The sequence below is a fragment of the Seonamhaeicola marinus genome (assembly GCF_008085455.1).
Window position 1 is genome coordinate 1 of sequence record NZ_VSDQ01000679.1, and the last position, 22,521, is coordinate 22,521.

The 22,521-nt window shown below is 34.5% G+C and carries 16 protein-coding genes; 11 read left to right on the forward strand and 5 right to left on the reverse strand.

Annotation, left to right across the window (positions count from 1 at the left end; all coding sequences use genetic code 11):
• A partial coding sequence (locus FUA24_RS11135) for an ATP synthase beta subunit C-terminal domain-containing protein (protein WP_449441431.1) occupies positions 1–534 on the forward strand: 534 nt, incomplete at its 5' end.
• 93 nt (positions 535–627) lie between these two features.
• Entirely contained in the window at positions 628–903 is a 276-nt protein-coding gene (locus FUA24_RS11140; protein ID WP_148542260.1) for a F0F1 ATP synthase subunit epsilon, read from the forward strand.
• A 191-nt stretch (positions 904–1,094) separates the two neighbouring features.
• On the opposite strand, the gene FUA24_RS11145 is transcribed toward FUA24_RS11140, so the two are convergent.
• Together FUA24_RS11145 and FUA24_RS11150 are read right to left on the reverse strand one after the other, a co-directional pair.
• The gene (locus tag FUA24_RS11145) at positions 1,095–2,273 is read right to left on the reverse strand and encodes a DUF6786 family protein (RefSeq protein WP_148542262.1); all 1,179 of its coding nucleotides are present in this window, start codon (positions 2,271–2,273) and stop codon (positions 1,095–1,097) included.
• Between the two features lie 3 nt (positions 2,274–2,276).
• Entirely contained in the window at positions 2,277–3,944 is a 1,668-nt protein-coding gene (locus FUA24_RS11150; RefSeq protein ID WP_148542264.1) for a tetratricopeptide repeat protein, read from the reverse strand.
• 495 nt (positions 3,945–4,439) lie between these two features.
• Between FUA24_RS11150 and FUA24_RS11155 the strand changes: the two genes are divergently transcribed.
• Genes FUA24_RS11155 through FUA24_RS11165 form a run of 3 tightly spaced genes read left to right on the forward strand, consistent with a single transcriptional unit; the run spans position 4,440 to position 10,867 of the window.
• Positions 4,440–7,511: a SusC/RagA family TonB-linked outer membrane protein gene (locus FUA24_RS11155; protein ID WP_246147026.1), complete on the forward strand. Its 3,072-nt coding sequence runs from the start codon at positions 4,440–4,442 to the stop codon at positions 7,509–7,511.
• A 17-nt stretch (positions 7,512–7,528) separates the two neighbouring features.
• Positions 7,529–9,265 (forward strand): RagB/SusD family nutrient uptake outer membrane protein, encoded by a 1,737-nt coding sequence (locus tag FUA24_RS11160; RefSeq protein WP_148542268.1) that lies wholly within the window; start codon positions 7,529–7,531, stop codon positions 9,263–9,265.
• Between the two features lie 15 nt (positions 9,266–9,280).
• Positions 9,281–10,867: a hypothetical protein gene (locus FUA24_RS11165; protein ID WP_148542270.1), complete on the forward strand. Its 1,587-nt coding sequence runs from the start codon at positions 9,281–9,283 to the stop codon at positions 10,865–10,867.
• Positions 10,868–10,950: 83 nt separating this feature from the next.
• Here FUA24_RS11165 and FUA24_RS11170 read toward each other — a convergent pair whose 3' ends face one another.
• Complete coding sequence (locus FUA24_RS11170; protein ID WP_148542272.1) at positions 10,951–13,626, reverse strand: T9SS type A sorting domain-containing protein; 2,676 nt, start codon at positions 13,624–13,626, stop codon at positions 10,951–10,953.
• 186 nt (positions 13,627–13,812) lie between these two features.
• On the reverse strand, positions 13,813–14,649 hold the full coding sequence (locus tag FUA24_RS11175; protein ID WP_148542274.1) for an AraC family transcriptional regulator: 837 nt from the start codon (positions 14,647–14,649) through the stop codon (positions 13,813–13,815).
• Between the two features lie 192 nt (positions 14,650–14,841).
• Here FUA24_RS11175 and FUA24_RS11180 point away from each other — a divergent pair, with 192 nt between their 5' ends.
• From FUA24_RS11180 to FUA24_RS11205, 6 genes are all read left to right on the forward strand, one after another.
• On the forward strand, positions 14,842–16,002 hold the full coding sequence (locus FUA24_RS11180) for a cytochrome P450 (protein ID WP_148542276.1): 1,161 nt from the start codon (positions 14,842–14,844) through the stop codon (positions 16,000–16,002).
• A 23-nt stretch (positions 16,003–16,025) separates the two neighbouring features.
• Positions 16,026–16,334, forward strand: coding sequence for a 2Fe-2S iron-sulfur cluster-binding protein (locus FUA24_RS11185; protein WP_148542278.1), 309 nt, complete (start codon positions 16,026–16,028; stop codon positions 16,332–16,334).
• A 6-nt stretch (positions 16,335–16,340) separates the two neighbouring features.
• On the forward strand, positions 16,341–17,588 hold the full coding sequence (locus FUA24_RS11190; RefSeq protein WP_148542280.1) for an NAD(P)/FAD-dependent oxidoreductase: 1,248 nt from the start codon (positions 16,341–16,343) through the stop codon (positions 17,586–17,588).
• A gap of 7 nt (positions 17,589–17,595) precedes the next feature.
• Positions 17,596–18,720, forward strand: a complete 1,125-nt coding sequence (locus FUA24_RS11195) for a zinc-binding dehydrogenase (protein WP_148542282.1) — start codon at positions 17,596–17,598, stop codon at positions 18,718–18,720.
• A 110-nt stretch (positions 18,721–18,830) separates the two neighbouring features.
• Positions 18,831–21,329: a glycoside hydrolase family 2 TIM barrel-domain containing protein gene (locus FUA24_RS11200; RefSeq protein WP_148542284.1), complete on the forward strand. Its 2,499-nt coding sequence runs from the start codon at positions 18,831–18,833 to the stop codon at positions 21,327–21,329.
• A gap of 4 nt (positions 21,330–21,333) precedes the next feature.
• Positions 21,334–22,134 (forward strand): alpha/beta hydrolase, encoded by an 801-nt coding sequence (locus FUA24_RS11205; protein WP_148542286.1) that lies wholly within the window; start codon positions 21,334–21,336, stop codon positions 22,132–22,134.
• A gap of 2 nt (positions 22,135–22,136) precedes the next feature.
• Here FUA24_RS11205 and FUA24_RS11210 read toward each other — a convergent pair whose 3' ends face one another.
• Positions 22,137–22,487, reverse strand: coding sequence for an arsenate reductase family protein (locus FUA24_RS11210; protein ID WP_148542288.1), 351 nt, complete (start codon positions 22,485–22,487; stop codon positions 22,137–22,139).
• Between the last annotated feature and the right edge of the window lie 34 nt (positions 22,488–22,521).

Below are 22,521 nucleotides of genomic sequence, written 5' to 3' on the forward strand. Positions count from 1 at the left end.
AAAGGTTCTATTACATCTGTACAAGCGGTTTACGTACCTGCGGATGATTTAACTGACCCTGCTCCTGCTACTACCTTTGCTCACTTAGATGCTACTACAGTATTATCTCGTAAAATTGCTGAGTTAGGTATTTATCCTGCGGTAGACCCATTAGATTCTACATCAAGAATCTTAACTCCAGAAATTTTAGGAAACGAGCATTACGCTTGTGCACAAAGAGTAAAAGAGTTATTACAACGTTATAAAGAGCTACAAGATATTATTGCTATCTTAGGTATGGAAGAGCTTTCTGAAGAAGATAAATTAGCTGTATCTCGTGCACGTAGAGTTCAACGTTTCTTATCTCAACCTTTCCACGTAGCTGAACAGTTTACAGGTATCCCAGGTGTTTTAGTAGATATTAAAGATACCATTAAAGGATTTAACATGATTATGGATGGTGAATTAGATCATTTACCAGAAGCAGCATTTAACCTTAAAGGTACTATCGAGGAAGCTATGGAAGCTGGTGAGAAAATGCTTGCTGAGGCTTAAACCGAAGCAAGTGCTGAGCTTAATTCAGCATCGTATATAACTAATAACTAATAATATCCTGAAACAAGTTCAGGATTGTTAAACAAGTTTAACATGTATTTAGAAATTGTATCACCAGAAGCCACATTGTTTAGTGGAGATGTAGAATCTGTTGCTGTACCAGGTGTGAATGGCGAGTTCCAAATGCTTAAAGATCACGCCCCGATTGTTTCCATTCTTAAAGAAGGAAACGTAAAAATTGTTGGAAATATATCATTAAACGAAGAGGTTGAATCAAAATTCACCAAATCTGATAATGGGTTTTGGTTGGCAATAAATTCTGGGACTATAGAAATGAAAGACAATAAAGTGATAGTTTTAGCAGACTAGACTTTAGGTTTAAAAACAATATTTAAAAAAGCCTTACTTCTTCAAGTAAGGCTTTTTTATTTAAGTATGCTTTTTATACAAATCTAAAATACGTTTCAATAGAATGTCTATCAGGCAAATTCATTTAGCTGCTTTCAATTAGAACCTAAAAATGAAAGATTTTAATTCTTTTTCCAAATAGCCTACATAGATTAGAACTGAGGAATTTTGCTTAAGTCAACCCCTAGCACCTCTTTCGAAATTTCATTTAATGAGGCATAGTCCCCCTCAAAATGATATGTTGACTGTGTATGCGTTATTTTTTCTCCTGGTTTTAACTCCTTGGCTGCAGAAGATGATTCAAACTCATAAAATGGCCAATTATGACCTAAAGCTTCATCTACATTACCATTAAAAATATTTATGACATCACCACAATAAGGTGCTTTATTTTCCGGTAATGAGTTTACAAAAACACCATCATTTGGAAAACTAAAAGTAACAATGTTTAACAAATTGTTTTCCTCAGAATAACTTCCCATAACATTCTTAGTGTGCTGAGGCAGGGTTCCTATTTTATTTAGTCCTAAAGCATCTGCTTTATAAAATACGATACCATTTTCTATTTGCATTCTATCTGCAGTTGTTTTTGTGAAATACTCCGTTATAGAATCGGTGTCTTTAGTCAATGGGATAATAACTCTATTATCTGCTGTTGTATCCATACAGCCCAACTCCCATAGAGAAATTAAGCCCGAAGCTTTATTCCATTGTGTTTCACCAATATTTACCATAGTAGTTCTTGTACTAAAACCAACATAAGACAATGCATTCAAATCTATATTCAAGTCGTTTTCTATTTGTTCTTTATTAAGGATAGAAATCTGTCTATCTAAGTCAACAGAAAATGTATAATTATGATCATTAACCACCTTCATCTTACCAAAATAAGTAATGGAATGATCTGTTCTTTCCTTTTCAATAAACTTAACCTTATCAAGATCAATTGGCGTTTTAATGTTGTCGTCTGTTTGAGCAACCCCTTCGTCAAAAAACAACGCATATTTGCCAAATTGAGGCGCAAACCAAACTCTACTTTCTCCTCCTAATGCAGCCATATTTGAAACATGAGTACCATTCTCAATGAGCTTGGTATTGAAATAACCATAACTCTTTCCTTTCATTCCCTTAGAAGAACTCGTAAAAACTCTTCCCTGATATACCCCCGAAACCGCTACCAACGATTCTCCAGACCTTAAAACCTCAATGCCCTCTATAGGTTGAAGCCTCTTTAAATCTTCTGCAAATGTTTTAATACTTTTGTCCTTATTACATGAATATATGAGAGCACATATTAAGAGAATTATGATTTGATTTAGATGTAGTTTCATTCTTTATAAAGAGTTTATATAATCCTCTAAGTTAACACTTCTATCTAAATTCATTTTCTTTCTAATTCTATGCCTTGATGTATGAACAGATTCTACAGAAATACCAAGAAGCCTTGACATTTCCTTACTAGAAAAGTTAAGTTTTATTAATGCACATATTTTTTGGTCACCCTGACTTAGTTTTGGATATTTTTCAAACATCTTCTTATAAAAATCTTTGTTCACATCAATAAAACGTAGTTTAAATTCTTCCCAATTCTGATTATTACTCACAGAAATTGAACGCAAAACTTTATTAACCTCATGCACCTTAATCTTTTCGTCCTTTACCCTTACTTTAGATTTTAATGTTTTTAGGAACTCTTCTTTCTCTATTAGTTGAAGTGCCGAAGCCGCCAATTCTTTATTCTTCAACTCTAATAATTCCTGAGTTTTCTTGTTCTCGAGCTCTTGGTTTCTTCTTATTAATGCCTTCTCAGCTTTATGTCTCTCTCGTAAATGTTTAACATAGATAAGACCAATAATTACAACAGAAATTATAGAAACAAGTAAAATTATCCGCTCTAGCTTGCCAATCTCCTCCTCCTGCTCCAATTGTTTTAAGTATTGCTCTTTAATCTGCTGTTCCTGCTTTAGTTTTTCAATTCTATACGTATCCTTAATCTCCATTAAAGATTGATTATTAGAACTCCTTGTATCAAAAAACTGCCTATCTAATTCCTTGGCCGACTTAAGGTGCGAAAAGGCACTAACATAATCATTCCGCTTTAAAAACAATTCAGTTAACTTTTCATGTACCAATGGTGTAAAATCAATATGAGAGGTGTACTTTTTTGATATTTCCAAAGACTTCATATAATAAGATTCACTCTTCTTTAAGTCGTCCATATCTAGATAAATATCTCCCCATTGTTTATAAAACAAGACCAAATAGGGTTTATTATTAGACTCAAACCAAGGGTAAATAGTATCCATTAACGCCAAAGCTTCCTCTTGCTTATTGCTTTGTGATAAAACAAAAGACTTTTCAAAATCAACCAAAGCTATTGGAAAAGTAGAATTAGGATCTGGTTTAAGGCGATAACAACTATCTAAATACACCTCAGCAATTTCAGGGTTATTTAACTCTCTATACGTACTAGCTATAAAATAATAATAAGGTATAAGAGCTCCCTCTTCTACTATACTATCTTCCTTTACCAGAACCTTTTGAATTTCCAATGCTTTATTAAGATACTTTAAAGATTCTTCCTCCCTTTTATAATAGCTGTATATCCTACCTAATCTATGATAAATTAATGACTTTATGTTTAGGTTATTAGAATTATCAGTAAGTATCAAAGCACTCCAATATGCATCATAAGCCTTAGAGTAATTAGCTTGATTTTCAATAATGTTAGCCTTAGTTAATAAATCATTAGCTGCGGCAATTGTATCTCCAGCCTTTAAAAACTCCTCAAAACTTAATTGAAGTAAAACTAGAGAGCTATCAGGATCCTTAAACCTAAGTTCATTGGCCTGATCTCTTAGTTTTAAGGCTTTAGGATTAACTGGCACGGTTTGTAATGAATCTGGTGTTAATCCAAAAAACTGAGTTGAAACAAACAGAAAGAATACTTTATTAAAGTTAAATCTGAATAATTGATTTATTGTTTTGACTACTAAATTCATTTCGTTCTTAGTTTAAGTGGTAAAAGCTAAAATAGCCTAAACCAACTTTAATATAGTCAAAAATAACTTGATATAAACTGTACAAAATAAGAAAACGAAGACTTTTTGACCTTATCTAAAAAAGCTTAAATAAAATTCAACAACCTGACAATCAATTTATTACATAAACAGTAAAACAAAATAACACTAACACTAGCTTCATTTTTAAAATTGACAATCTAAAATCCGAAATCCACAGAGATTAAAAGAAAATAACTACACAAATTTAGTTTTATTATCACAAACTGAAAGCTGAACAAAAAACATACAACATTTAACTGTTTGGTTTTCAATAATTTAAAAGTGTTAAAATTTAGATTAAATCAAGTTTTTTGGAATCAAAAATAATTACCTGTCAAGTAAGAATGAAGTAAATCTCAAATGATTACCTCTTTTCTCTCCCTAATTTTCGGCCTTATTAACTAAACTAAATATATGATGAAATTAAACTTTTGTTTGAAACAAAGCACGAGGTCTATTCTCTTTTCGGCTTTGTTTATTCTTGTTTGTAGCAGCGTTTATGCTCAAAACAAAACTATCAAAGGTGTAGTTAAAGCTAGTGACGGATTTCCTTTGCCGGGAGTTACTGTTCTTTTAAAAGGAACTACAACAGGAACGGCTTCAGACTTCGATGGAAATTACGAAATAGCGGCAAACACCAATGATGTACTTGTTTTCAGTTTTATTGGTTACACAACGAAAGAAGTAACTGTAGGTGAGAGTTCTACTCTTAATGTTACTTTAGATGAAAACTTATCGCAACTAGAAGAAGTTGTTGTTGTAGGTTATGGTACTCAGAAAAAGAAAGAAGTTACAGGAGCTGTTGCCAAGGTAAGCGCAGACGAAATTGTTAAAGCCCCTGTAGCAGATTTAGGAGCGGCCATTCAAGGTAAAGTTGCCGGTGTTAACATTCAGGCTGCCAGTGGTAGACCAGGAGAATCTTCTAATGTACAAATTCGTGGTTTAGCATCTGTAAATGGTGGACAGCCGCTTTACATTGTAGATAATATTCCTCAAGAAGGTAATCCGAACATTCCGCCAGAACAAATTGAATCCATTGATATCTTAAAAGATGGTGCATCTGCAGCAATTTATGGTATTAGAGCAACTGGAGGTGTAATTCTTATTACTACTAAAAAAGGTAAGTCAGGTAATATGAAGGTAGATATGTCCACATACACTGGTATTCAAAATATAACATCAGGGACACCTTTAATGAATACCGCAGAACAACTTTACGCCTTAGAGGTAACTACGGAGCAATTGGGTGACGAACCTCTAACATTCTGGTTTCAACCAGATGCATTAGATTATGACACAGACTTTGTTAACGATGTTCAAAATGACAATGCTATAGTTCAAAATGCTAACCTAAACATTTCTGGAGGTCTTCAAGATTTAACATTCAACTTTGCAACCAACTATTTTAAGCAAGATGGTGTGCTAATTAATTCTGGTTTCAATCGTTTATCTAACAGAATTACAGGTCAATTCAGTAAAGGGAAATTTAAAGCTTTTGCAACTATAGGTATTACTACAGAAAATAGGACTCAAGAACCTTGGTCTTTATACGAATATGCCATAGGACAATCTCCATGGAGTAGACCTTTAAGTGACATTCCTAGTGTTGGGCAAAATACTGTAGAACTGGATGTTGGAAACGAGATTTTCTATAGTTTCTTATCAAGACAATTAGACAACACTGATGAAAGAGAAACCAAATCTAATAACATTGCTTTAAACCTAGAATACGAAGTACTAGACGGTTTAAAATATAAATTAAACTTGGGTAGAAATGAGTGGAACTATTTTAGAAAATTCTTTCAACCACAATACTTAGCACTTGATAGAAATGGTGAGTTAAATGCAACAGCATCACGCCCACAAGCGCTTTTAGACGAAGACTATATTTTCACAAAAAGAGAAACTATAGAGCATATTCTTAATTACTCAAAGAGTTTCGGTTTACATAATCTGAATCTTTTAGGTGTAATGTCTTATGAAAGGTTTAAGTCAAGAACGGTTGGTGTAGGTGTTGTTTTTGATGAAAACGCAAGTAATGACATTCAAACATTAGGCGCTGGCGCAGAAGGTATTAAACCTAACTCATATAACATAAACAGAACGCTAGCTGGTAAATTAGCAAGGGTACAGTACAACTACAATTCAAAATACTTATTCTCTGCTAGTTACAGACGTGATGGGTCTTCAAAATTCTCAAGTGATAACAAATACGGAGATTTCTACGGTTTTTCAGCTGGTTGGAACGTTCACGAAGAAAACTGGTTTAATATTCCTTCAGTAAACTCTTTAAAAATTAGAGGAAGCTGGGCAGAATTAGGATATGAAGGTGTTTCCGATTACTCCTACCAACCAGTAATTGAAACAGGAATTAACTATCCATTTGGTTTTGATGAAGATTTGCAGTTTGGATCTGTTCAAAGACGTTATGCTTCAGATATTTTCTGGGAAACAACGGTTTCAAAAAACATCGGTATTGAGTTATCTATGTTTAAAAACAGACTTAACATTACTGCAGATTACTACCAAAATGATAAAAAAGACATGCTTCTGCAACAACGTATAGCACCATCATCTGGTACTTATCAACCTAGAGCAGCAGCACAATTTAACTTTATCAATATTAACGCTGGTAACATGTACAATAAAGGTGTTGAGATTGCGGCAAGTTATAAGAATAACTTTGGCGATTTAAAATTTAACATTGCTGGTACATTCACAAAAAACACCAATAAAGTTACAGATTTAAATGGTGTTGAAAGAGGCTATGCAAACGGTAGACCAATTCAATCTAGAGGAACGAATGTAGAGTTTACAACATTCCTTGCTGAAGGCTATGAGGCTGGTGCATTCTTCCTATTCCAAACAGATGGAATTCTTAAATCACAAGCAGAGGTAGATGAGTACACAAGCAGTGTAGACACTAGAAATTTAAGTACACCAAGACCTGGTGACATGAGGTATAAAGATGCTAACGGCGATGGAATTATTGATGACAATGACAGGGTGTACTCTGGTTCTGGGCAACCAGAATTTGAAGCAGGTTTAAACCTTAACTTAAAATACAAAGGTTTTGATTTTGATGTTCAGGCCTATTACGTTGGTGGTACCGAAATTTATAACGGCGCTAAATTATATGCTTACGGTGCTGGAAGACACAAAGATTTACTGGATATGTGGAGCCCTCAAAATCCAACATCTAACATTCCAACATTTAGGCAAGACGCTTTCCACAGTAATTTCAGAGCAGCATCAGACTATTTCTTAGAAGATGGTTCTTATTTAAGAATTAGAACCTTAACGCTTGGATACTCTATTCCAAACATTGAAGAAATGGGATTAGATAGAGCTAGAGTGTTTTTAACGTCTACTAACCCATTTACATTTACTAGCTATACGGGTTACGATCCAGAAGTAGGTGGTGATGGAATATTTACAAGAGGTGTAGATAGTGGTAGCTATCCTGTAACACGCCAGTTCATGTTAGGTGTTCAGTTAGGTTTCTAAAAAATAAAAAAACTATTATGAAAATATTTAAAAATAAAATTTTAATCGTAGTCTTCTTAAGCCTTGTTGCTTTTGTAAGTTGTGATGAAAGTCATTTCCTAGAGGAAATTAATCCCAATGCCATAACAACGGAAACGTTTTGGCAATCTGAAAAACAGTTTAACAGTGCATTAACCACTGTTTATGGTGCGCTTCAGTTTCAAAGCGTAAGTGGTGGTGAGCTACAATATGAGTTTGTTTTGGGAGATATTTGTGGTACAGAATCATGGTATCGTCCTAATGCATTTAGAAACTTAACGTATAACGACGGTATCTATCATGTTACAGATAAATGGAACGAGTTATATGTTGGAATCTTTAGAGCTAATCAAGTAGTGCAGTTCATTCAAGAAGCGGACCCTACTGTATTTAACGGTAACTCCAAGGCCGAAATTGAAGCTCAGGCACGTTTTTTAAGAGCATTTTTCTACTTTCAAGTAGCGCATACCTATGGTGGTGGTGTAATTCATGATAAAGTAGCTGAAGGTCTTGAAGATTTCAATAAGCCTTTTTCTTCTATCGAAGCGATTACAACACAAATGATCATTCCTGATTTAGAATTTGCTATTGATAATCTGCCTCAGGTTTGGAGTGACGATGATGATACAGGTCGTGCAACTTGGGGTGCTGCAACAACACTTTTAGGAAAAGTCTATTTATATGATGAAAACTGGAGTATGGCAGCTGGTTTATTTAAGGAAGTCATAGACTCTGGTGTATACAGCTTAACTAGAGATATAACAGATAACTTTTGGCATGAAAATGAGTTCAATGAAGAATCTATATTTGAAGTAAACTATTCTTTTGATATAGCACCTGGTGTACCTGGAGCCGCTGTAGATGATAATGCTAACGAATCTGGTGCAGAATCTTCTGCCTTAGCAACGGCTGTAGGCCAATTAAACTTTGGGGCATTTAATACGATTTTACCATCATACATACTTCACGAAATGTTAGTTTATGATGAAGTGGATCCAGATAACCCAATTAATGACGGGAATCAAGAATCTAGAAGAATGAATGCTACAATTGCTCCTAGAAATGGAGAAGGTCTTTACTATGGTGTACCCTATGGTACTAAAGGAGGCTGGGCATTCGGACAAAGTGCTTATGTAAAGAAACACTCTAACTGGTACCACTTGCCTGCCGAACCTGCGCAAAGTAGATCTGGTATTAACTTCAGACATATGCGCTATGCAGACGTCTTACTAATGTATGCTGAAGCAATAATAAATGCTAGTGGAGATTTTACAACTGCCATAGAATATGTAGACATGGTAAGAAGACGTGCAGGTGTTTATACACTTCAACAATATATGGATATGAATGGTGGTATGTTCCCGCAATTTCATGTAAGTAGACAGGTTCATGGAGCACATCCAATGGTACCTGCAAATGCAGAAAATGTATTAACACATATTCAAAGAGTTGAAAGAACCCTGGAACTTTGTTTTGAAGGTCATAGATGGAAAGACTTAGTTCGTTGGGGTATTGTAAAAGAAGTGTTTGATGAGCTAAATGCAGACGAGCAATGGAGAGAAGCTAATAAAGATGGTGTACTTCAGGTTAACGATGGCGGTATTGCTCCTTTATTTATACTGGAAAGAATTAGACCAGATTTTAACCTTGCGTCTCAAAATTATAATGCTTCACAGCATGATTATTTCCCGATTCCTAGTGGAGAGGTACAAACTAACGAAGGTTTATCTAACTAAAAAATTGTTTGAATTATGAAAAAAATAAAAATTTTAATGGTATTAATTCTAACAGCAACGTTTTTTGTAAGCTGTTTTGAAGACGATACTATCGATACAGTAGAACCTAACCATAGAGTAATTGTAACTTCAGAAATGAATTTTGAAAATACTATTAACCCTGGTGGGCATATTGATTTTGGTGATTTATCTAGAGGGGTTACAACTAGAACGTGGACCTTTCCAGAAGCAAATACTCAAATTGCTGGCGAAGACGGAAATACCTCATCAAAAAACCTAATTAAAGGACTTTTTTATCAACCTGGAGTTTATAATGTTACATTAAACCAAACCTTTAAAGGAGATGTTTACCCAAATGAAGATAGCACGGTACCTAGTACCAACAGAGAGTTAGATACAACTATTGTAGTAACCGTATTAGACTGGGTAGAATCTAACTTAAAAGCATATTACGTTAATGACGACGGCTCTACTGGTGATGAATTAGATTTATCTGATAATGCTGAAAACGAAATTATAGCTAGTAAATATGTTCGATTAACATATTCAGCTGTAGGAGAACCTGAGGAGATCGTTTGGTCTTCTGCAGGAGGGAAACCTACTTCTCTTGAAACATCAGATGGTGTTGAAGTAGATATGAGATTTGGCAAATTAGGTAGTTGGGATCTACAATACATTGCCTCAAGAACGAGACCTACCGATGCAGACACAATTTTCATTAAAAACTTTATTAAGGTTTTACCCTCTACAGAACCTGTAGATTTAGATAGAGTTTTTGAAAAAGAAGGTAAAATTGCTTTAGAGTTTAGTAGGGAAATGGATCCTGAAAGTTTAAATAGAAACAACTTTACGGTAAGAATTGAAAATGGAGGCACTACTTTAAATCCAGCAGTAAGTTCAGCTGTTATAGATAGTGAAGAAGGTAATATTGTTTTATTGGAACTAGAAAATGAGCAATTATACAACGATGATCAAATATTTATATCCTACACTCCTGGAAGTCTTAGAACTTTAGATCTAGTAGATTCTGAAGCCTTTACAGACGCCTTGTTAACAGAATTTACCAACTTAGTTAATATTTTACCAGATACCGATTTCGATTATGGTTTTGAAGGTACAGACACCTCTAACTGGCCATACCTTTGGTGGGGCGGACATTGGGGAGAATTTACCCATAGCGTAAACCTTGATAATCCAAGAAGCGGCAACTACAGTCTTGAGGTAGAATACAACGCTAGAGGAGGAATGATTATTAGCCATAGAGATGGTGATGGTAATGACCTTAACTTTAGTGTTGAAAATGGCAAATCTTATGAGTTCGGATATTACATTTATGTTGAAGATTTAGGTTGGGATTTATATGGTAACATGTGGAATTCAGACATTAGATTCTATCCATCTAACTGGGCCTTTGAATTAATTCCAACAACATTTAATGAAGATTTCCCAACTGGTAAATGGGTGTATCAAAAACAAACATTTACTGCAACATTTACTGGTGATGTTACATGGTTAATTAGGGGATATAACGAATTTAATAATGCGCCTATTAAATTCTATTTAGATGATTTTATTTTATCTGAAGTACCATTTAGACCCTAAGAATATTAGTTTAGTTTAAATTGTTTAGGCTTCCCTAAAGAAGAAACTTTAGGGAAGCTTTTTTTATATCAAATAGAAAGACTCTACTTCACAACAAACTTTGAATAACCAACACGCTCCTCATTTTTCTCAAAGGAGATGAAATATACACCTTGTTTTAAATGGTCTACCGATATATTAAATCTAGATCTAGTAATGTCCATTTTCTTCACCAAATTTCCAACAACGCTATAAATCTTCATCTTAGAGTGCATTAAATTTTCAGAAACCACTACATTAAGCTCATCTCTTACCGGGTTCGGAAATAAAAAGAAAGACTTATCAATAAAAAAAGTTTCTTCATAAGTGCCTTGACACTCTTTATCCGTTCTTACTGCTATAGTATTGGTTCCGTTTTTTAAATCTAATCTAATGACATTAGCACTCGTTTGAATTTCCTTTCCATTAAGTTCTATATAATACTTAGTACTTCCTCCGAGATTAAGTGTTATAGAATCTTTAGAATCTGAAATTTTTGAAGTAACACTTAAAGGTTCTGGCTCCCCAATTTCAATCACAAATTGTATACTATAATCAGGATATTCTGTAATAGTAATAGTTACAGTATATGTTCCAACTTCTAAATCCTGAATATTTAATGAATTATTAAAATCGAAGTTTTCATTATAGCTATTAGGTCCTGAAACATTTACCTTATAATTATGCGGAAAAGTAGTAACTATATCAATGACACCATTATTCTCACCTACGCAGGTAGCTCCAATACCTTTGATCTTATAATTACTGGCTGGCAATTTTGATGGATCAAATTCCCTAATATTACTGCTAAAGTTAAATACCTGTAAGGTTACTGTACTTATATGCCCTCCATTATCGGAAAATGAAACTTCAATTTCATTATTCTCCTGAATTAAATCATAAGGAATTGGAATTTCTAACACGCCAAAAAAATTGTCTCGATCTTCTTGATCATCTCCTCGTATATTATCTGGAATTGCAATAGAAGAACCATTAAGCATAATATTTGGCGTTAATGACAATCCATGGTTACGTCCAACCCCAACTCTTAGTACAGCTTCACCATTATCAGCAAGATTAACACCATTAATATTAAATATTTCCGAAGCATTTGCAGATATCTGCTTTAAATATGCATCGGAGTAATACTTGGTTTCTTCAGATAATTCATCAATTTCAATATTCGAAGGGAAAGTAAACTCTATTACATAAGTTCCTTCTGGCGCAATTGTTAAGTCATTATTAAAAGTTGAATAATTATTAACGTCTAATATAGGAGGAGAACTATCACTAGTACCATTTAAACGTAAGTGACGCACTTCAATATTAGTTGCATTACTTAAGTTCCCAAAAAGATTTAAGTTCAATTCATGAGAAACAAAATCTAAATTATTTACCAAAACATATGCCTTATTATCTTGAACATAAGCATCAACCATGATATCTAAATTATCAGAAAAGGAATCTACTCGTGTTCCCTTAACATCTGCCAATAGATCGTAAAGTAAAATGGCCTCCGTATAAATGAAGTCACCGGTGTAACTGTTAGGTTCATTTTCTCTACGCATCATTCTTGACCCATGAACTGATGTTGGCCCTACGCCAGCGTTATATTGCCATTCAGCCTTAAGCATAAAGAAAGGCATTGCATAATTAATTTTATCTGCTCGCTCCATAAACTGCATCATCATAGAAACTGATGATTTCAACTTGAGCCAATACGTGTAAGGTGAGTGCCCGTTACCATTATAATCATGAGTTTGGGCATTATATTCTGAAACCATTAGAGGTTTTACCTTATCAAATTTCAGCATACTATATTGCTCCAACATATCCATTGTAGCCTCCATATTGCTTCCTTTTCGATATTTACTTTTTCCTCCAATTGAAGGGAAATCATATAAGTGTATAGTCCAGAAATCCATCTCTTCACCCGCTATGTCCATAAAATGTTTATCTCTATCATGCCAACGTTGAAAATTGTTCTTGTCAAAATCAGGAAAAGCAGCACAATAACCACCTACTTGAACATCATTATGAACCTTATGAATTTCCTCTGCAACCGTTTTATGAAACGTAAATACCTCAGTTAAATCGTGTGGTGTATCTGCGGTGGTCACTAAATCCCACAAAGGTTCATTTGTAATCTCCACAAAATTTGGTTTAGGTTTTCCTGTGACCCCACCTGTTCCATAAAATTCTTTGATATAAAGTGCTAAGAATTCTCCTGAAGCAGTACCAATTGGTTCCGAAGCTGTGTTCGTTTGAGAAAAGCTCCAGCCCTTATTAGTAGTTTTTCCATCAGGATAGAAAGGATGAATTTGTGTACAAAGAATCTGGTCATCTTTATCTTCATATTGATGCGCCCATGTTCTACCCGCATAACTATTTCTATTTTGTTGCCCGTAAAGCGCTATACTGGCGGGATTCGCAAAACCTGGTCTACTTGGATCTTCGTCTATATTATTTCTTAGATGCCATGAAATTGTACCAGTATTCCTTCCAATATATACATCTTTGTTACCTAAAAGATCTCCAATTACATTATTAAATTTATTGTCGGTATTCCAATTATTTTGGTTTACAGTACTGTGAAAATTAACAAACTTATGGCGATCAAAAGTATCAACACCACCTACAGCATGTTTAACGTTTAAATTAACATCTATAGTTGTTTGACTTAAAGCAAACTGAGAAATAAAAAAAAGGATTGGAAAGATCTTAATACGTGTTCCTTTCATAGTTTTTGTTTTAGTTAGTTTAGTACCTACTAAATTAACTTAAAACTGCATTTACATTGAAAGAACTAACTTGACATATACTACACAGAAAAGTGATATGTAGAACATAACTTTTTTTTTGTAGAACAAATCAACTATCTGAATATAAAATCCTTAATTCGAATAGTAAAACAAAAAACTTCAAATCTACTTTAAATATTTGCTTCTATACTTTTTAGGAGTAATATCCTTTACCTTTTTAAACTGTTTATGAAAGAAGGTTAATGATTCGTAACCGCAAGCAAAACCGATTTGAGCTACAGACCAATCAGTATCAATTAACATTCTTGCCGCAATGTTAATTCGGTACTCATTTAAAAAGGTGAAAAATGGTCTACCCATCATTTTACTAAAAAAGCGCGAAAAAGAGTGTTCCGACATGTTCACCAAATCTGCCAACTCTCTTAAAAATATCTTTCGTTGGTAATTAGCTTCAATAAAATCATGTATTTTGGTCATCCTACTGCCATATTCCGAAGGGATATCATCTTCAAAACTGGCATTAGACAAATACCTAAATTTACAATTAGCCAGCTTTAACAACAATTCCAATAATTTCACATACAAATCGTGACCTTCTATTAGTAATAACTCTTCAATATTAGGTCTTAAGAGCTCTACATCTTCGGCATCAAATATAATTCCTCGAGATGCAGCCCTTAACATATCGAATAACCCATTTAGCTCTGGCACTCTGGAATAGATACCTTTATTCCATTGCAAAACAATAGATTCTGGAGCTTCCCCGTCTTCTTGAAAATTCTTCCAGCAATGAGGTAAGTAAGACCGTAATAGCACTAGTTCTCCTGGCTCATAAGACCCTACATAATCACCTATAAATTTTGTCCCTTTACTCTTTCTTATAAAGGTGAGTTCATGCTGCGGATGAAAATGCCATGGTGCATCAAAATCCTCACCTTCATATCTGTAAGCCAAAATAGACCGTTTTTCACCAAGTTTTATTTGTTCAAGTACAGGTTTCATACCCTATTATGTCGTAATTTTAACCAAATTAATAAAAATTACGCAAAATAGTTTACTTATTCAACAAAATAAGATAATTATCATATGTATTTAATGGCAATATTTGTATTCTAGAAGAATCCCATTTTCTAATTTTTCCCAAAACAAAACACATAACCTTCTTAAAAACAAATAGTTAAAAACATATTAAAAATGAAAAAAAGCACACTTCCTGATCCGTTTAAAGAAGCAAGACAAGGCAAAGGTATTGGAGAAATGAATGACCAAAATGATCCTGTAAAAATGGTCTTAGGTCATAAAGATGTTAGAAGATGTGCTCACAATTGGAAGACATTTCAGTCGGGCGGTGATGAAGTTGGAAGAATTGTGGTACCATCTGAAGTTCATATTAGAGATACCCGTCAAATTCCTTTCGAAGTGGACCCGCCAGAACATAAGGGGTTTAGAGATTTATTAGACCCTTGGTTTAAACGTCCTTTAGAAGAGGCTTATCAAGAAGCGTTAACTAAAATAATTGATGGTGTTGTTGATGAAGCAATAGAAAAAGGGAACTTGGAGGTTGTTGAAGAATTCTCTTTGAAATTGCAATCTAGAGCTTTAACACTTTTACTTAATATTCCTTTTGAAGAGTCTGATTTATGGATATCTTGGGGAACTCACGTCTTTAGAAGCGAAGACACCGCGTTAGATGGAGATAAAGCCAATATACTTTATGATTACATTGATGCGCAAATAGACAAGGCCATAGAAAATCCAGGTGAAGATTTATATTCTGTTTTACTTGGCTCTGAGGTAGATGGTAAAAAAATGACCAAAGAAGAAGTTAAAGGCGTCCTTATTTTAACATTTGCAGGAGGTAGAGACACGGTCATTAATGCGGTAACTAACTCTATTGCCTATTTTGCTGATCATCCGGAATCTCTAAAGCGTTTACGTGATGAACCTGAAATAATGAATACTGCTATTGAAGAATTAATTCGTTATTTCTCACCTTTAACTCAGATGGGACGAGTAGCAACACAAGACACCCAAGTTTGCGAACACGCTGTGAAAGCTCAAAGCAGAATATCTATGTGTTGGGCTTCTGCTAACAGAGATGAACGCGTTTTTGAAAATGCCAATGAAGTTATTCTGGACCGTAAAGTAAATCCGCATGTGGCATTTGGTTTCGGAACACATAATTGTTTAGGTGCAACACACGCGCGTCAAATCATGAAAATCTTGCTTACAACACTTACTCAAAAAGTAGAATCTATGGAAATTATAGATTGCAAGGAAAACATTGAAGATTTAGATGAGTTTAAACGTAAAGTAGGATTTGATAGCATTCAAGTAAAATTCAACAAACTATAAATAATACAATAAAAGAAGATAAAATGGCAAAAATAACATTCATAACTAGCGATGGAAAATCTACTACAGTAGAGGGAACTTCTGGAAACATTATGGAACTGGCAGTTCAGAATAGAATTAAAGGAATTGACGGCGATTGTGGTGGCGTTTGTTCGTGTGCTACTTGTCATGTACATGTTAAACCAGAACATTGGGATTTAACAGGTGCACCAGATGAACTTGAAAATGATATGTTAGAGTTTGATGATAACGTTAGCGAGTATAGTCGATTATCATGTCAAATTAAAGTTACAGAAGAGCTAGATGGTTTAGAATTAACCGTTGCTAAATAAATTAACATGAGCACAACAACTAAGGGTCAGGTGTGTGTTGTTATTGGTGCTAGTCATGCTGGTGTAAACTTTGCTTTTAACCTTCGAAGAGAAGGGTGGGAAGGCGAAATTATAGTATATGATATTGATAAAGAATTTCCATATCATCGTCCACCATTATCAAAAGCATACTTAACAAGTGAAGAAGGGACAGAACATAGCTTACTATTTCCAAAAGAAAATTACCAAACCGATAATGTTTCTTTAAAACTTGGTATTGCTGTAAATAACATTAATAGAGAAAACAAATCAGTAACTTTAAGTGATGGTTTGGTTCAGTCTTACGATAAATTGGTAATTGCTACAGGCGCTAGACCGTTTATGCCTCCAATTAATGGTATTGACACAGCTAACAACCTTTTCCCAATGAGAACCGCAGAGGATTCGGTTAATATTAGAAAAGCTTTCAATGCTTCAGAAAAAAAACGTGTCGTAGTTATTGGTGGAGGTTATATTGGTTTAGAAACTGCAGCCTCTCTAAAAAAACTAGGAGCTCAAGTTGTTGTTTTGGAGCGCGAAGAGCGTGTTTTAGCCCGTGTAACAGCTCCGGTAATGTCTGAGTTTTTTACAGAATTACACCAAAGTAATAATGTTGAAATCTCAACGAATAAAAATGTTGTTTCAATTGAAACTAACGATGGGGTTAATACTATTGTTTGTGACGACAACTCAAAATATGAAGCAGATGTTATAGTTGTTGGTGTTGGCATTAGAGTAAACACAGAATTAGCTGAAAAGGCTGGTTTAACAATTGAAAATGGTATAAAAGTTAATGAAACGGCAAAGACCAATGATGATGACATATACGCCGTTGGAGACTGTACTTATCATTACAACCCTCACTACAAAACCAATCTAAGATTAGAATCTGTACAGAACGCTGTAGACCAAGCTAAAACTGCAGCAAAAGCAATATGTGGGCAAGAAGATATTATTTATGATAGTATTCCTTGGTTTTGGTCAGATCAATTTAATGTAAAACTTCAGATGGTTGGACTTTCAAATGGTTATAATCAAATAGTTACACGAAAAGAAGATACTAAAAATAGTTTTTCAACATGGTATTTTAAAGACGATGAGTTATTGGCTGTTGATGCGGTTAATTTTCCTAAGGCCTATATGTTGGGTACAAAATTTATCAAATCAGGACAAAAACTAGATAAAGCCAAATTAGAAGATATATCAATCCCCTTTAAACCAAATAATTTTATATAAGATATTTATGAGCACAATAAAATCTAAAGCAGCTGTTGCCCCGGGAGATGGAACATTCTCCATTGTAGAGACTGAAATTCATCCACCACAAAAAGATGAAGTATTGGTAAAAATAAAAGCTGCTGCTATATGTCATACAGATCATGATTCACTAACATGGGGAATGCCGATTGTAATGGGACATGAAGGTGCTGGAATTGTAGAAGCAATCGGACCAGATGTTACAAAAGTCGCCATTGGTGATGAAGTAATTTTAAACTGGGCAACTCCAAAATACGATAGTTTTCAATCTCAAATAGGTAACCAAAACATCTGTGAATGTAATTCTCCTGTTATGGCAAGCCATGCAGGTAAAATTTCAGGAGGACACCCTACTTTTGAATCGACCACATTGAACCAAGAACCTATAGAGCGCTCATTCAATTTAGGTACATTCTCTGAATATGCTTTAGTAAGATCCTCGGGTGTAGTAAAGAAAAATTCCAAAAAATTATCTTTTGAAGCTGCATCAACAATTAGTTGTGGCGTAATGACAGGATGTGGTTCTGTATTTAATACGGCTAAGCCTGAATGGGGAAGTTCTGTGGTAGTGCTAGGAACAGGAGGCGTTGGCCTAAACGTAGTACAAGCCGCAAGAATTTCTGGGGCGGCTAAAATTATTGCAGTTGATATTAACGAGCAACGTCTTGAGATGGCTAAACAATTTGGTGCAACAGATATTATACTTGCAGACAAAGATGACAAAGGTTTATTAAATGCAGCCGAAATAGTAAAAGGCATGACCAATGGCAGAGGTGCAGATTATGCTTTTGAATGTACTGCAGTTCCTGCTTTGGGTGTTGCTCCTTTAGCCATGATACGCAATGCAGGTACGGCTGTACAAGTAAGTGGTATTGAAGAAGAAATCACCGTAGATATGCGTCTATTTGAATGGGATAAAATATATATTAATCCATTATATGGTGGTGCAAAACCCGATATTGACTTCCCCAAATTCGAAGCCTTATATGAAAAGGGAGATCTAATATTAGAAGAAATGATTACACGGACTTATAAGCTTGAGGATTTGCAACAAGGATTTGATGATATGCTTGCAGGCCGAAATGCCAAAGGCGTAATTGTTTTTGATTAAATCAAATAAAAAACTAATCACATACGGCTTCAATTTACTTAGAAGCCGTATGCATAATATACCATCGTAAAGACCATATATTCCAATACTATTTAACCCTTAATTTTAAAATGAAAAAAAATCTTTTTCTTCTATCCGCTCTAATTATCTGTCAATGCATTTCTGCTCAAAGAAGCACAGAATTACTAGAAAATTGGAAATTCACAAATTACGATTTTGGTGCAGCCTTTCAAGAACATTTTGACGATAACAACTGGAAAGACATTACCATACCACACGACTGGGCAGTTAAAGAAGATTTTGATTTTACTCATGATATTCAATTAACCATGGTTATTCAGGATGGAGAAACGCAACCAAGATATAGAACAGGTAGAACAGGCGCCTTACCATATGTGGGTATTGGATGGTATAGAACTAAATACGATGTATCTTCTGAGGAGCTAAAACAAAAAGTCCAATTATTATTTGATGGTGCCATGAGTAACGCCAAAGTTTACGTAAATGGTAAATATGTTGGCGAACGTCCATTTGGATATATCTCTTTTTACTTTGATATCACTAAGTTTTTAAAACCTGGAACGAATTCAATTGCTGTAAGACTAGAAAATTTTGATAGTCAATCGCGCTGGTATCCTGGTGCTGGTTTATACAGAAAAGTTTCGATAATAAAAACTAACACTACACATGTTAAAACTTGGGGGACCTTTGTTACAACGCCAGAAATATCAAAGAAAAAAGCCCTAGTTAACGCCAAAGTAGAATTACTTGGTAGCGGAGATTTTACGGTTAAAAATGAAATTTATGATCCCAACGGAAAACTAATTACCCAAGAAAATGAAGTAATCGTAATAAAAGATGCAAAAACACTTAACCATAATTTTCAAATCTCAAAACCAAAACTTTGGAGTATTGAAACTCCAAATTTGTATACTCTAAAAACGACTGTTTTAGCTGAAGGAAAAGCAATAGACAGCTATAAAACTACTTTTGGTATAAGAAGTATTCGTTTTGAGATAGATGGTTTTTACTTAAATGATAAGAAGGTAAAGCTTAAAGGTGTTAACATGCATCATGATTTTGGTCCAGTGGGTGCTGCTTTCTATCCAGAACTTTTTGTACGTCAAATGAAAAAGATGAAAGAAATGGGTGTAAATGCCATTCGTTTCTCTCACAACCCTCCAGCTCCAGAAGCTTTAGACATTTGTGATAAAATGGGAATTTTGGCTATCGATGAGGCTTTTGATGAATGGCAAATTGGAAAAACGCTTAATGGGTATTCAAAGCAATTTGATTTATGGTCTAAAAAAGACCTTACCGATATGATTTTAAGAGACCGAAACCACCCTAGCATTATAATGTGGAGTATTGGTAATGAAATTATGGAACAATACAGAAGAGATCCTAATGGCATAACTAAATACTTAAATGATATTGTTAAATCTTTAGATACTACAAGAGCCACAACAGCAGGATTTAACTCGGCAAATAACGCTTTAGAAAGTGGTATGGCATCAACTGTTGATGTTACTGGCTTTAATTATAAACCAGGTATTTATCATAAAATTAAAGAACACTACCCTAATTTAAAATTCTACGCAAGTGAAACTGGCGGAGCTTTAAGCACACGAAACTCTTACAAATTCCCTGTAGTATTTGATACTGTTAGAAATGCAAGAGGCGCCTCGGCTAACGTAAAACTTTATAAAGATGGGCAACCAGGAAATTATGAAAACACAAACGTTCCTTGGGGATATGCCCCTTTCAAAGAGTTTGCTGCTCAAGACTATAACGATTTTGTATATGGTGAATTTGTTTGGACTGGTTATGATTACTTAGGTGAACCTTCTCCATACCACACAGCAAAATCTAGAAGTTCCTACTTTGCTCCTGTTGATATGGTTGGTCTTGAAAAAGATAAGTTCTATTTATATCAAAGTGAATGGAATGACAACAAAGAAACACTTCATGTTTTTCCGCATTGGACTTTACCAGAAATGGAAAACAAGACCTTACCTGTTGTTTGTTATACAACTTATGATAAAGCGGAACTATTTGTAAATGGAAAAAGCTACGGTATTAAAACTAAACAAAAGCCGGAAACTCCAGAATTTTTAGCAAAAAAGATTCAAAGAGAAGCATCTGGAGGCACAACTATGGCACAATTAAAAGCTTATGCTATTGTTTGGGATAACGTGTCTTATGAGCCTGGGGAAGTAAAGGTTGTAGCCTATAACAAAAAGGGTAAAAAAGTAGACGAAGTTTCTAGAGTTACTTCTCAAAAGCCTGCGAGCATCGAAATTAAAAATGAGGTAACCTCTCTCAGTAAAGGCGAAGTTGCAGTTTATGTTGTATCGGTATTAGATAAGAATGGTAATCTGTGTGTTAGATACAATGAAAATATGAAGATTAATGTAGATGGTGCTGCCGAGTTCCTAGCTTCGGGAAATGGGAACCCAACCAATGTCCAAAACCTGTCAAAACCTGAAAGAAGATTTTTTAATGGGCAAGCCGTTATCTATGCAAAATCAAATGCAGAAGGAGTTATCAATATAGCCGTGCAATCTAAAAATCTTAGTAAATCTAACTCATCGTTAATCGTAAAATAAAGCTATGGCATCAAGTTTTAAAACCGTAGAATTATCAGATACGCCTTTTGAATCTCAAGGCCTTCGTTTTTTAACAATAAAAACACCGCACCTACAAGGAAGAGGCGATATTTGTTTGTACGTTCCAGATGTCAAAGAGGCCGTAGATGATCTTCCTATTTACATACTTTTACATGGCGTTTATGGCAGTGCATGGATTTGGGCTATGAAAGGTGGTGCTCATAAAGCCGCTGAAAAGCTAATGAACACTAATACAATAGACCCCGCAATAATAGCAATGCCATCCGATGGCCTTTGGGGAGACGGGTCTGCATACTTTTCACATCATTCGAAAAGTTTTGATAATTGGATAGTCAATGATGTTGTAACAGCCATAAAGGAAAATATCCCACAAGCTAAAAATTCAATTGCTACTTGTATTGGTGGACTTTCTATGGGCGGCTATGGTGCACTAAGTCTTGGGGCTAAATTCCCTGAAAAATTCAAGGCCATTTCAGGACACAGTTCAATTACCAAATTAGAACAAATGGCTCTTTTTGTTGAAGAGCCTTTAAATGAATATCTAGATAACAACAACTTACCAGATGTTATTGACTGTATTAAGTTAAATAAAGATAAACTACCTAAATTAAGATTTGACTGCGGTATAAAAGATGAGCTAATTGAACCAAACAGATTACTTCATAAGGAACTCAAAGCATTAAATATTGATCATATTTATGAAGAATTTGATGGCGGTCATGAATGGCCTTATTGGATTAAGCACGTAGAAAAAACATTGAAGTTCTTTAATGCATATAAATAACCTTAACCAAGAGCTTCTTTTACTGCCTCAATATTTTTTTTAGAATTCCCAATGAAAATCTGGTCGTTAAACACAAAAACTGGTCTACTTAGAAAAGTATAGTGCTCTAAGATATAGTGCTTAAAGTCTCTTTCTTCAAGTTTTTGGTCTTTTAAACCCATTTCCTTGTATAATTTAGAACGCTTGCTAAAAAGGCTTTCATAGCTTCCAGAAAGCACATGCATTTCTTCCAATTGTTTTACTGTAATAGGTTCTGCCTTTATATCTTGCAGTACAAATTCCGATGAAAGATTAAGCTCTTTTAATATTCTAGTACAAGTATTGCACGTTTTTAGGTAATATACTTTTTTCATTTAAACAACTTTAACAACAAAAATAAAAGCAATA